Below are 12150 nucleotides of genomic sequence, written 5' to 3'. Positions count from 1 at the left end.
GGGCTGGTTGGGGCGGTCCACGCGGTTGAAGAGGCACACCGGCGACGCCTCGGTCAGCCCGTACCCCTCGCGCAGGGGGATGCCAAAGGTCTCCTCCCAGCGCCGCGACACCTCCGCCTGGAGAGGCGCGCCGCCGCAGATGGCCGCACGCAACGCATGCTTCGGTACCCCTCGCCGCTCCGCCGCGGACACCAGCGCCAGGTACGCGGCCGGCACGCCGCTGATGACGGTGGCCTGCGACTCCTCGAGCTGATCGAGCGTGCGGACGGGGTGGAAGCGCTCCACGGGGACCATGGTGGCGCCGGCGGAGAGCGGGGCCGTCATGGTGACGGTGAGCCCGAAGGCGTGGATCAGCGGGAGGAGGGCGAAGACGCGGTCGTCGGGCGTCAGCGCCATCGCCTCGATGGTGGAGGCGAGGTTGGCGCCCAGGCCGCGGTGCGTGAGCCGTGCTCCGCGCGCCCACCCGTGCGTGGCCGAGGTGTAGATGACCGCCGCCTCGTCGTCCGGCCCGGGGCGGGGGAGGGGGACGTCCGCGGCGAGCCCGGTGGAGGGCTCGGTCATGCACCCCTCCGCCGGCTCCAGCAGCAGCGGCGTGGCGCTGGCGGGAAGCAGGTGCTCCAGCGCCTCCATGGTGACGACCGTCCGCGCGCCGGCGTCGGCGGTGTACTCGGCGATCTCGCGCCGGGAGTACTGCGGGTTGAGCAGCAGCGCGCTCGCCCCCGCGCGCAGCACGCCGTAGAACGCCACCGGGAACGCCGCCACGTTGGGAAGCAGTATCCCCACGCGCTCGCCTGCCACCTCCAGCGCGTGCAGCTCCGCCGCGAACGCGGTGATGCGCTGGTCCAGCTCCGCGTAGGTGATCGGCGGGCAGTCCGCCGCCGCGACGGCGAGGTGGTCCGGGAAGCGGCGCGCGGCGTCGGCGAAACGGTCGTACAGCGATGCGCTCATTGACGGTCCGGATGGCGGAATCGGTTAGGCTTTGTGCAAGGTAGCGGAACGCGGGGTTCGGGCAAGGAGGGGAAGTGCGTGAGTGCGTGAGTGCGTGAGTGCGTGAGTGCGTGAGTGCGTGAGTGCGTGAGTGCGTGAGTGCGTGAGTGCTTTGACGGATCGGGCTTCCACATTTCTGTCATCCTGGGTGAGCCGCCTGACGGGAGCAGGCGGTGCGCACGAGACGCCTGCGGCGAGCAAAGGATCTAGCCCGCGCCGGGCCGGGGATGGCTCGTCCCGCGGGCCTCTCGCAACGCGCAGTAGATCCTTCGCTCCGCGCCAGAAGTCGGAGCACGGGAGAGGGCGGTGAAGCGCGTCGCTCAGGATGACAAGGGGTGGGCGTGCGCACTCACGCACTCACGCACTCACGCACTCACGCACTTCTTTTCACGTGAGAACCGATCTTGCAAAGCGTCCCCGCGACCACGGCAACTCAACCAGCGAATACGGCGCACGTGATCGATACTTCGAAGCTGATGGTGAGCGTCTCCGGGCTGCGGGGACGCGTGGGAGAGGGGCTCACGCCGGAGGTCATCGCGCACTTCGCGGCCGCGTTCGGGGCGTACGTGCGCAGCCGCGGGCCGGGGAAGACGGTGGTGCTGGGGCGGGACAGCCGCGTAAGCGGGCCCATGTTCGCGCGGGCGGCCACGGCGGGGCTCCAGTCCGTGGGGTGCGACGTGGTGGACGTGGGGGTCGCGCCCACGCCCAGCGTGCAGCTCGCGGTGGAGGACCTCGGCGCGGCGGGCGGGCTCGCGGTGACGGCGAGCCACAACCCCATCGAGTGGAACGCGCTGAAGTTCATCGGCCCCACCGGGATGTTCCTCGATGCCGAGGAGAGCGCGGGGATGCGCGCCATCGCCGACGTGGAGGTGCCGCGCGTCACCTGGCAGGACCTGGGCGGATGGAAGGAAGACCCGGAGGCCATCGAGCGGCACCTGCAGCGCATCCTGGCGATCCCGTTCCTGGACGTGGAGCGCATCCGCCAGCGGCGCTTCCGCGTGGCGCTGGACTGCGTGCGCGGGGCGGGCGGGGCCATCTTCACCCGCCTCCTGGCGGAGCTCGGGTGCGAGGTGACGGCCATCAACATGGAGCCTGACGGCCTCTTTCCGCGCGAGCCGGAGCCCGTCGCCGAGAACCTGGGCGAGCTGGAAGCGCTGGTACGCAGCAGCGGCGCCGAGGTGGGGCTCGCCACCGATCCCGACGTCGACCGCCTCTCGCTCGTTTCGGACGAGGGGAAGGCGATCGGCGAGGACTACACGCTGGCGCTGGCGGCATCGCTCGTCCTGCGCCACCGGCCGGGCGCACTGGTAACGAATCTTTCCACCAGCCGCCTGCTGGACGACGTGGCGGAGGCGGCGGGCCAGACGCTGGTGCGCGCGCCGGTGGGGGAGATCAACGTGGCGCGCCGGATGCAAGCCGAGCGCGCCACCATCGGCGGCGAGGGGAACGGCGGAGTCATCCTTCCCGACGTGCACCTGACGCGCGACGCGCCCGTGGCCGCCGCGCTCATCCTTCAGCTCCTGGCCGAGAGCGACCAGCCGCTGAGCGCGCTGGCGGCGGGAATCGGCAGATACGAGATCGTCAAGGAGAAGCTCCCCCGCCCGTCGCAGCCGCTGGACGCGGTGTACGACGCGCTGGCGGCACGCTTCCCCGAGGCGCACGCGGACCGGCAGGACGGGCTGCGCCTCTCGTGGGCCGCCGAGCGGAAGTGGGCGCACCTGCGCCCCTCCGGCACCGAGCCCATCGTCCGCATCATCTGCGAGGCGCCCTCGCGAGAGGAGGCGCTCGCGCTGGTGGACACGCTGCGCACCGCCCTTCCGGCGTGACGGCGTACGACACACGACCCATCATCACACGAATCGAGAAACCCCCATGTGCGGAATCGTCGGCTACATCGGTGAGCAGCAGGTCGCGCCGCTCCTCATCCAGGGGCTGAAGCGGCTGGAGTATCGCGGATACGACTCCGCGGGGGTCGCGGTGGTGCGCGACGGCACCATCCAGGTGCGCAAGGAGGCCGGCAAGATCGTCGAGCTGGAGAAGGCGATCGAGGCCGATCCGGTGGAGGGGGTGTACGGGATCGGGCACACGCGCTGGGCCACCCACGGGCCGCCCACCACGCGCAACGCCCACCCGCACATGAGCGAGAAGGGCGACTTCGCCGTGGTCCACAACGGGATCATCGAGAACGCGGGGACGCTGCGGAAGCTTCTCCAGGAGCGCGGCCACACCTTCACCTCCGAGACGGACACCGAGGTGCTGGTGCACCTGATCGAGGAGATGTTCGAAAAGGGCGAGGGGCGCGCGCAGGGGTCGCTGGAGCGGGCCGTGGAGGCCGCCCTCGGGCAGATCGAGGGGACGTACGGGATCGCCGTGGTCTCCACGCGCGACCCCAACAAGATCGTCGCGGCGCGCCTGGGGAGCCCGCTCCTGATCGGCGTGGGCGAGAACGGCGAGACGTTCGTGGGGTCCGACGCGGCGGCCGTCATCGCGCACACCCGTGAAGTGGTGTACCTGGACGACGGCGACATGGCCACCATCACCCCCGGCGGCTACGTCGTCCACCGTCCCGCGCAGGGCCCGGTGAGCCGCCCCGTGAGCCACGTGGACTGGGACCTGAGCGAGGTGGAGCGCGGCGGCTATCCGCACTTCATGCTCAAGGAGATCATGGAGCAGCCCAACACCCTGCGCGAGACGATGCGCGGGCGCCTCCTTCCCGAGGAGGGCGGGGTGAAGCTCGGCGGCCTCACCGGGATGGACGAAGAGCTGCTCCAGGTGGAGCGCATCATCATCCTGGGCTGCGGCACCTCGTGGCACAGCGGGCTGATCGGCGAGTACATGCTGGAGGACATCGCCCGCATCCCCACCGACGTGGAGTACGCCAGCGAGTTCCGCTACCGGCGCCCGGTAGTGGAGCCCAACACGCTCACCATCTCGATCTCGCAGTCCGGCGAGACGGCGGACACGCTGTGGGCCATGCGCGAGGCGAAGCAGCAGGGCGCCACCACGCTGGGCGTGGTCAACGCCGTGGGCTCCACGATCGCGCGCGAGACGGACGCCGGCATCTACCTGCACGCCGGCCCGGAGATCGGAGTGGCGTCCACCAAGGCGTTCACCAGCCAGGTGCTGGTGCTGGCGATGCTCACCGTGCACCTGGGGCGGCTGCGCGGCACCCTGTCGCCGGCGCGCGGGCGCGAGATCGTGCGCGCCATGCAGCAGATCCCCGAGCAGGTGTCGCACCTGCTGGAGATGGACGCGGCGATCCAGAAGCTGGCCGAGGAGTACGTGGACTCCAGGAACTTCCTGTACCTGGGACGCGGCTACAACTTCCCGGCGGCGCTGGAGGGTGCGCTCAAGCTCAAGGAGATCAGCTACATCCACGCCGAGGGCTACCCCGCCGCCGAGATGAAGCACGGCCCCATCGCCCTCATCGACGAGGACATGCCGGTGGTGGTGATCGCGCCCAAGGACGCCGTGTACGACAAGGTGCGCTCCAACATCGACGAGGTGAAGGCGCGCGGCGGCTGCATCATCGGCGTGATCAGCGAGGACGACCACGAGCTGATCGACGTGGTGGACCACGCCATCTGCATCCCCCGCACCCACGACGCGCTCACCCCCATCCTGGCGAGCGTGCCGCTGCAGCTGCTGGCCTACTACATCGCCGTGCTGCGTGGCACCAACGTGGACCAGCCGCGGAACCTGGCGAAGAGCGTGACGGTGGAGTAGGGGGCGCCTGGCCGCCGCTGTTACTACGGCACAAAAGGGGGTGGCCCGCGAGTGTGGGCCACCCCCCTTGCTCCTTCGCCAGCAGTTCAGCTTGCGGAAGGGCAGATCTGGGCTGTCTCTCCGGGGGTGGAGGGCTGTTCGCTGAGCAGCACATCTAAGAACGGCTTCATGTCGTCGCGACAGAGGTACACGGTCATCGCGTGGTCGTCCCAAAACCACATGTACCGCCCGTTGTGGAGCGACTTGGAAAAGTCGAACAAGTACAGACGTGTGCGCCCTGAGGTGGGAAATCTATCGAGGACGTCGCGGCAGACGAGAGGCGGACGATTGATGCACGTGTCGCCTAAGGCAGTGCAAGGCAGGAACGCCTTGGTGAGCGCCACGTCTGAGGGGTTGATTCCTAGGATCAAGCGGTCCGGTCCGGTGGCGCCGGTCGCGAAGCGCGCGAAGGTGTTAGGTGCTGCGGCGGGCGCCACCATCCCTACCCGGAAGTCCGCGCGGTTCGGAATGCGGTACGCCGGATCGTCGCCGCGCGCCCTCTCGCGGTACCGCTCGTACCCGGCAACGGTGCTGTCCAGTGGGTCTGACGCATCGCCCATCGCGTTCGCCAGGAGCGGGCCGCCCGAGCTGTGGGTCAGTACGCGGATCGGCACAGCGGGGTCAATCTCGTTCAGGAGTCGACGAAACTCGAGCCCCACAAGAGGAAAGTTGTACTGTGCTGCGCCCCACACCGCCGGCGGTGCGGATGTCGACAACCCATCCCAGTAAACCTCCAGGTAGGCCGGGTCCGGCAGGCGCCGCTCGATCTCCTTACGCGCCGCCGTGTACCAGGCGCTTGCCTCGGACTTATTGTTGTTAAAGCCATGGACAAGGACAATTAGAGGCCGGCGTGCGCCGCCTCCAGATTCGGTGATCGTCCGCACCTGCCGCGCCACGCGACCGCGCAACGCGTTCTGCACCCGCGACCACTCCGCTTCAAATGAGGTGTCCTCTGCGGGAGGAGCATCGCCAATACTTGCGACGAGCGTGCGCCAGGAACCCCCTTCCACGCCATTGGGATTGAGGCGGAATGCTGCTCGCCGCGCGCGGAATACCGACGACAGCCGAAGATACTGTAGCGGGCCGCCTTCGTGAGTGGCGCGGAACTCCGCCTCGGTGATAGGCACCGTGTGGTCGGGATAGATGTCGCCGAAGCGGTCGTACACCACCGAAGCGGTGCGAGGACGGGTCGGCGGGGTGCGTTCTACGTCCTCAAAGAATACGTTTGTGCTCTTACAGCCGGAGAACGTGAGGAGCGCAGCAGCTGCAGCAAGGCGGAGTACTGTTGTCATGAAGGTACTGTGCGGAAGGGAGGTAGGAGCTTCGGGCCAGAGGACAAGGTGGCTTATAAGGGGGGATCTCGCAAGAAATTCAATAATAACGATACTACTCGGTTTTTGGCGCAGGCGGTCTTCCTTGCGCCGAGTCGCTCACAACGTCGGCGTGAGTCCAATGGGCTTGCATCGGCTTTTGCAAGGGGCCGAACCCCAGGCTCGAACACGCCTCATGCTGGAAGAGTGGTTTTTGCGGGAAAGGGCTGCGCTCGCCGCTGAGTTGGACCTGCCGACAGCTGAGGCAGTGATCCAGCTGTTCTGTTTCGGGTTTGCCACGGACCGACGCGCTGCGATCCGCTCGAGTGTGCTCCGCTTCTGGTGCCGGCTCTATGAAGATGAGGGGCAGTCGGTTCCAAGTTGGCTGCGTACCCTTTCGGCCCGCGACTACCTGTGACAGGAGGCCAGCAGCACCGCCACTCTGCCGCACCATCGCTGGAACGTAATCGCCCCGTCTCTCGAGATGATCAGTTTGCCGGAAGTGCGCAACGGGCGCCGGGAATTCCCCCGGTGCCCCCTTCCTTCTGAGCCGTCAAACGGGCCTCAGGCACGCCACCTGGGCCGGAAACACTCCGCGGCCGCCGTGGGGGCGCCGCACCACTTGTCGCAAGCAGCCGGGCCGCATGCGTAAGGTGACCGCCGTCAACAGCGCCATCGAGCTCGACCTCACCGGCCGGGCGGTGGCCGATCCCATCGGCACGCGGCAGTTCAGGGGGTGGGCGGGCAGCTGGACTTCACCCGTGGTGCGTCGCTCTTGCTCGGCGGCAAGCCGATCATCGCACTCCCCTCCACCACCCGGCGCAGCGAGTCGCGGATCGTGGCGCTCCTCCGTCCGGGGGCGGGCGTCGTTACTACCCGGGCGCACGTGCACTACGTGGTCCGCGCTGGATCTCTGAATGGAAGCCACTCCGCCCCCGAAAAGCGCCGCAGGAGGGCCCATGCCCAGCGTGGCGCTGAAGACCGAGATCGTCGTCATCGGGGCGGGGCAGGCGGGGCTCTCGGCGGCGTATCACCTGAAGAAGCGAGGGCTCGCGCCGCACCGGGGCTTCATAGTGCTGGACGGGTCGCCCGCACCGGGTGGAGCGTGGCAGTTCCGGTGGCCGTCGCTCACGCTGAGCACCGTCAACCGCGTGCACGACCTGCCGGGGATGCCCTTCTCCGAGGCGGTGGACACGACGGACGGCGAGGCGCAGGCGAGCGTGGCGGTGCCGCGCTACTTCGCCGCGTACGAGAAGGCGTTCGAGCTTCCCGTCTACCGGCCCGTGAGGGTGAAGGTGGTGTGCGATCGCGGCGACCGGCTGCGGGTGGAGACGGATCGCATCGAGGTCTCGGCACGCGGGATCATCAACGCGACGGGGACGTGGGAGACGCCGTACGTCCCGGAGTACCCGGGCACCGAGCGGTTCCGCGGGCGGCAGCTGCACACAAAGGATTACCGCACCGCCGATGAGTTCGCGGGGCGGCACGTGGTGGTGGTGGGCGCCGGCATCTCGGCGATCCAGCTGCTGGACGAGGTCTCGCGCGTCACGGCCACCACCTGGGTCACGCGCAGGCCACCCCAGTTCCGCACCGGCCCGTTCGACGAGGCGGCCGGGCGCGCCGCCGTGGCGATGGTGGAAGACCGGGTGCGCCGCGGCCTCCCGCCCGTCTCCGTCGTCTTCGTGACGGGCCTCCCCGCCACGCCCGCCGTCGAGGCGATGCGCGCGCGCGGCGTCCTGAACCGCCTCCCGATGTTCAGCGAGATCACCGAGGACGGCGTCCGCTGGCCCGACGGCACCGAGCTGCGCGCGGACGTCATCCTCTGGTGCACCGGCTTCCGCAGCTCACTCGACCACCTGGCGCCGCTCATGCTGCGCGAGGAGGGCGGAGGGATCACCATGACCGGCCGGCTCGCCACGCAGGTCGCCCGGGACCCGCGCATCCACCTGGTCGGCTACGGCCCCTCCGCCTCCACCATCGGCGCCAACCGCGCCGGCCGCGCCGCGGCCCAGGAGTTGATGACGTTTCTCGGCCTCGGCTGAGAAACGCACTCGCCGCCCGTGGGCGAGATAACGCCCGAACGCCCCCGGCCGCGCCTGGCCGGGGGCGTTCCATCGCCATGCGACAGCGCTTTCTACTAGCGCGCGCTCAGGGTGTCCGCTGCGCGAGCGTGGGCTCCGGCTGCTGGAGATTGGGCTTCCCGGAACGGATGGAGAACCGCGTTACGAGACGCGAGGCGCGCGCATCATCGTGCCGCTCCACCCCAGCGCTGAACGTGGCCCAGAGCTCGGGAAGGATGCGGGCCTCCACGCCCAGCCCCGCGTAAGGCTGGGTGTCGAGCTCGTCGCCGAGCGGGAGCTGCGCCTCCACCAGAGCCTTGGCGTTGTTGCGGCCCATGTACAGCCGACCACCTAACAGCCACTCGGCCTGCCGTTCGTCCGAAACCGTGTCCCGGGCGGAGCGGAAGCGCGCCCCCAGAAGTCCCTGTGCCCAGCTCGCGAGCGGGTGGGTGTAGGTGCCCCACGCCGCGTACTCCGCGGGCCGTGGCGAGCGGCCAGTGGAATCACGCGCGGCCAGGCTGAATGCGCCAGCGAACTCCAGCGTATTCTGATTCCAGTTATCCTCCGCGAACGCCCTTCGCGCCGCTACGATGGAGTCCTGCACCGCGTCACGCCGCGCGATCAACTCCTGCACGGGCGTCGGCGGCACGGGCGCGGGGGCAACCAGGCACTGCGCCAGGGCCACGCCCGGGTCGAGGGAGGGTGGGACATACCCCGGGGGCATGGGGGCGTCGGCTGCCGGTGGCTCGAGGCCGGGCTTAATCTGACAGCGGTTCTGTGCAATCTCAGTGTTGAGCCGGTTCCGGCCAGCCAGAAGGGTGCGGATCGCCCTCCGGTAGTTCGTATTCAGCCGCGGGTCCGCGTCGTTGATGGGGCTGGTGCGAAAGCCAAGGGCGATCTTCGTCGGCTGGTCCTGCCCCTCAAGGCGGTGCGTCGCCAACGATACGCGGAGGGTGGACCAGGCGCGGGTGACGAGGTTCGCGGCCGGTTCCGCGGGGTATACGAGGCCCGCGCCGGAATCCTTCCGTACGGGGATGTCGATGTCGGCCGGAAGGCCGGCATACCGCTGGACGGTCAGCCCGCGCCCAAAGAATAGGAGGCGCGGCGCGATTTCCACTGCGAACGAAGCGGGCAGGGTGAAGCGTCCCTCCTCGTCCGTGAAGTCGCTGAAGGCGGCGGAGAAATCGCGCACTGTACTAGGGCGCAGGAGCGAGTTAGCGTCACCCGCCGTCAGCAGCAACGCGGGGGCTTCGGGCACCGCGATGTCCACGCGAAATGCGTTGCTCCCGGCGGCAGCCCTGTCGGCGAGCTGTGCGCTCGCGGAACCGGCCATCGCCGCCCCGAGCAAAAGTGAAGCCGCCCACACCTGTCGTCTCATTCGCGGCCTCATCGCAGGTTGAGAGCGAGCGTGAGCGGCGTGCCAGAGGGATCGTTGCCGTCGAGCACATCCCACGCGCTGCGGTCCAGCTCGCTGTCGCCCTGGAATGCGCGCAGGTAGGCGCGGTTCTCGGCCCAGGGGCCGGGCTCACCATCCACCTGGCAAAAAACCAGCTTCCCGTTCTGCCACCAGGTGGGGCCGGGGACCCGGTAGCGGTGGTCGGGCGTGCTGTCGATGGGATCGGGGGGGCCGAAGCGAAGGCTCTGGTTGCTGGCGGGGTCCACCAGCACGAGGCTGAAGACCACCGACGATGGCGCGCCGTCGACGGTCACCATCACGTCGAGGGGTGGACCGTTCACGTTCCCCTCTGCGGTTGCTGCGGGATCTGCCATACGATCTCCAGGGGGTGCAGGGTTGGATGGTGGCGGCCGAGGGCAGGAGCCCGCCCCGACCTCGTGGATTGGATGGTCACGGCATCACCATTTCTCACCTGCGGGCTGTCGCCACCCCCCCCAGTACTCGCCCGGTGTGTGGTGCGCCGAACCGTAGGACGCGTTCTGCCGCTGGGGGATGCGTCGAATGTCGCTGCTCGGGAAGGATTTCAGGGTGCAGTCCGGACGCTGGAGAGCAAGCGAGGTGAACGAGCTATCGCGCGCAGCGGCATGGCCGGCGGGGCGGCGTACGCTCGCTATTCTGGAAGTACGGCGACATGATTTACCGCGAGCAGGAACAGGGACGCCTCGTTCTGCGCGGGCAGAGCGAGGCGAGCATGCTCCTCGGCGCGGAGCGTAGAGAGAGGGGCAGCGTCCTACGTGCTGAGCGCTAACGGAGCAGCGGATACGGGTTCTGCGCGACGCCGCCCCAGTACTTGGCGGGGTCCCGGGTGGTCGACACTTCGAAGTGCAGGTGGTAATTGCCGGGGCCGGCGTCGCCGGTGTTCCCCACGTAACCCAGCAGCTGGCCGCGGCGCAGGGGATGGCCCTCCGCGATTCCGACGGCGTAGTGGTCCAGGTGGGCGTAGTAGTAGATCGTGCGGCGATCCGGGGCCAACTGGTAGAGCGTGATGCCGCCGCGATTGCTCTGGAACAGCTTCATCACCACGCCGTCGGACACCGCCACGACGGGCGTGCCCTGCGCGGCCATGATGTCGATGGCGTCGTGGCGCCGACCCTGTCCGCGCGTCTGGTCGTAGGTGTCCACCAGCTTCGCCGCCGGGACGCCCTGCACGGGGATCATGAGCCCCAGCGCCCCCACCGCCGTGGGTGCCACCACCACGGGGAGCTCCACGCCAACGGAGGGGACGACGGCGATGGGTGCGGGCGTGGCGGGCTGCGCTCCGACGGGCACCGCCACGGGCACGACGGCGGCCGGCGCGGACTCCTTCGGCCCGAGCGCGACCTGCACGCGGTCCAGCGTGCCGGGAGAGGCGCGGTCGACGGCGAGCACCGCCGCCAGCATCGCGACGGCGCCCAGGGTGAAGGTGAGGAGATACCGGAAGCTTCGCATCGGAGCACCGCCCGCGTGGAAGGCTGCCGGCAACGCCGCCCGGCCGGCGGGGGCGTGTTCGCGCCGCGGCCACAATCAATCTAACGCCATATCGTATTGCAAGCGAATCACTTATGAGCGGCCCGGGCGAGTCGCTCGCCGGTGGAGCCGTTCCGTTGTGCCGTCACATTGGCGGCATGCGGCATCGCCTCGTAGCTTTGTCGATGCCTTCCGCCGCCAGGACGCGGCCAGATCCCTTCCGAACACCCACGCACATGCGCAACCGACTGCTGGCCCTCCTGCTGCTCCCGCTGCTCGCTGCCTGCCAGGCGCGGACGTCGCCCGCCCCCTCCCCGGCGCCGGCCGCGATGGCTGGCGCGCGCGAGACGACGGAGCAGGACCGAGCCGCGGTGCTCGCATCCATCCAGGGCTTCATGGACGCGCTGCGGAACAAGGACACCACGGCGATGAACCTGCACGTGGACTCGCTCACGCGGCTCACGCTGATCCGGCCGACGCGGGAAGGAGGAACGCGCGTGGTGGTGCTGAGTGCCGCGCAGTTCATCCGCGCCGTCACCCAGCCGGGCCAGCCCGGGGTGGACGAGCCCATCCGCAACCCGGTGGTTCACGTGAGCGGCGACCTGGCCACGGTCTGGGCCGAATACCAGGTCCGGCGCGACACCACCGTCACGCACTGCGGCTTCGACGCCTTCCACCTCGTCCGCCGCGACGGCCGCTGGAAGCTCCTCAACATCAGCGACACCTACCAGCAGACGGGATGCGGGCCGGCCTGGCCGCGCTGAACACGAGTCTGCCGACAGACAGCAAAACGATCGGGCGCCCCGGCTTTCCGGAGCGCCCGATTGTTTGCGGAAGAGCCCGGCGAATGGGCCCACCGTCGATCTTGCCCGCACGCCCGGCGCGGAGTAGCCTTCGCTCGACGCGTAACCCGAGCGCTCGCCCCACCCCCCGCCTGCATCACGCCGACGCACATGCCCCAACAGCTGCGCTGCCCCACGTGCTCCGCGCCGATGGACGCGCCCGCGACGCTGGACACCACCGCGCGATGCCCCTACTGCGGCACGAGCGTGCTGCTGGCCGGCCGCGCCGCCGGCGCGACCCTGCCGCAGGGCACTGCGACCCGGAAGAGCGCCGCCGGGGGCCT

Annotated in this window: 10 protein-coding genes; 5 read left to right on the top strand and 5 right to left on the bottom strand. The window is 69.5% G+C overall.

From position 1 onward, the window contains the following. Positions 1-948, bottom strand: a 948-nt coding sequence (locus tag VF647_25530) for an AMP-binding protein (protein ID HEX8455466.1), incomplete at its 3' end; no start/stop codon positions are given. Positions 949-1442: 494 nt separating this feature from the next. Between VF647_25530 and glmM the strand changes: the two genes are divergently transcribed. Next, positions 1443-2813 carry a phosphoglucosamine mutase gene (gene glmM, locus VF647_25525; GenBank protein ID HEX8455465.1) on the top strand — a complete coding sequence of 457 codons (1371 nt, stop codon included), beginning with the start codon at positions 1443-1445 and terminating at the stop codon, positions 2811-2813. Positions 2814-2859: 46 nt separating this feature from the next. Continuing rightward, complete coding sequence (gene glmS / locus VF647_25520; protein HEX8455464.1) at positions 2860-4713, top strand: glutamine--fructose-6-phosphate transaminase (isomerizing); 1854 nt, start codon at positions 2860-2862, stop codon at positions 4711-4713. An 86-nt stretch (positions 4714-4799) separates the two neighbouring features. Here the strand turns inward: glmS and VF647_25515 are convergent, their stop codons facing one another. After that, positions 4800-5918 (bottom strand): hypothetical protein, encoded by a 1119-nt coding sequence (locus tag VF647_25515; GenBank protein HEX8455463.1) that lies wholly within the window; start codon positions 5916-5918, stop codon positions 4800-4802. A gap of 340 nt (positions 5919-6258) precedes the next feature. Here VF647_25515 and VF647_25510 point away from each other — a divergent pair, with 340 nt between their 5' ends. Both VF647_25510 and VF647_25505 read left to right on the top strand, forming a co-directional pair. Next, complete coding sequence (locus VF647_25510) at positions 6259-6480, top strand: hypothetical protein (GenBank protein HEX8455462.1); 222 nt, start codon at positions 6259-6261, stop codon at positions 6478-6480. 541 nt (positions 6481-7021) lie between these two features. Then, on the top strand, positions 7022-8104 hold the full coding sequence (locus VF647_25505; protein ID HEX8455461.1) for an NAD(P)-binding domain-containing protein: 1083 nt from the start codon (positions 7022-7024) through the stop codon (positions 8102-8104). Positions 8105-8210: 106 nt separating this feature from the next. Here VF647_25505 and VF647_25500 read toward each other — a convergent pair whose 3' ends face one another. The 3 genes from VF647_25500 to VF647_25490 form a co-directional block, all read right to left on the bottom strand. Next, positions 8211-9500, bottom strand: coding sequence for a hypothetical protein (locus tag VF647_25500; protein ID HEX8455460.1), 1290 nt, complete (start codon positions 9498-9500; stop codon positions 8211-8213). An 8-nt stretch (positions 9501-9508) separates the two neighbouring features. Next, positions 9509-9859 (bottom strand): hypothetical protein, encoded by a 351-nt coding sequence (locus tag VF647_25495; protein HEX8455459.1) that lies wholly within the window; start codon positions 9857-9859, stop codon positions 9509-9511. Between the two features lie 463 nt (positions 9860-10322). Beyond that, on the bottom strand, positions 10323-11006 hold the full coding sequence (locus VF647_25490; GenBank protein HEX8455458.1) for a M23 family metallopeptidase: 684 nt from the start codon (positions 11004-11006) through the stop codon (positions 10323-10325). A gap of 254 nt (positions 11007-11260) precedes the next feature. Between VF647_25490 and VF647_25485 the strand changes: the two genes are divergently transcribed. Beyond that, positions 11261-11788 (top strand): nuclear transport factor 2 family protein, encoded by a 528-nt coding sequence (locus VF647_25485; GenBank protein HEX8455457.1) that lies wholly within the window; start codon positions 11261-11263, stop codon positions 11786-11788. The last annotated feature ends 362 nt before the right edge of the window (positions 11789-12150 follow it).

Source organism: Longimicrobium sp. (genome assembly GCA_036387335.1).
Taxonomy (GTDB): domain Bacteria; phylum Gemmatimonadota; class Gemmatimonadetes; order Longimicrobiales; family Longimicrobiaceae; genus Longimicrobium.
This window is presented reverse-complemented; position numbering and strand designations above follow the sequence as displayed.

What these genes read in the sequence shown, in the direction of transcription:
- glmS (HEX8455464.1), top strand. Translation starts at nt 2,860, where the DNA reads ATGTGCGGAATCGTCGGCTACATCGGTGAGCAGCAGGTCGCGCCGCTC.
- VF647_25500 (HEX8455460.1), bottom strand. Translation starts at nt 9,500, where the DNA reads ATGAGACGACAGGTGTGGGCGGCTTCACTTTTGCTCGGGGCGGCGATG.
- VF647_25485 (HEX8455457.1), top strand. Translation starts at nt 11,261, where the DNA reads ATGCGCAACCGACTGCTGGCCCTCCTGCTGCTCCCGCTGCTCGCTGCC.
- VF647_25510 (HEX8455462.1), top strand. Translation starts at nt 6,259, where the DNA reads ATGCTGGAAGAGTGGTTTTTGCGGGAAAGGGCTGCGCTCGCCGCTGAG.
- VF647_25490 (HEX8455458.1), bottom strand. Translation starts at nt 11,006, where the DNA reads ATGCGAAGCTTCCGGTATCTCCTCACCTTCACCCTGGGCGCCGTCGCG.
- VF647_25505 (HEX8455461.1), top strand. Translation starts at nt 7,022, where the DNA reads ATGCCCAGCGTGGCGCTGAAGACCGAGATCGTCGTCATCGGGGCGGGG.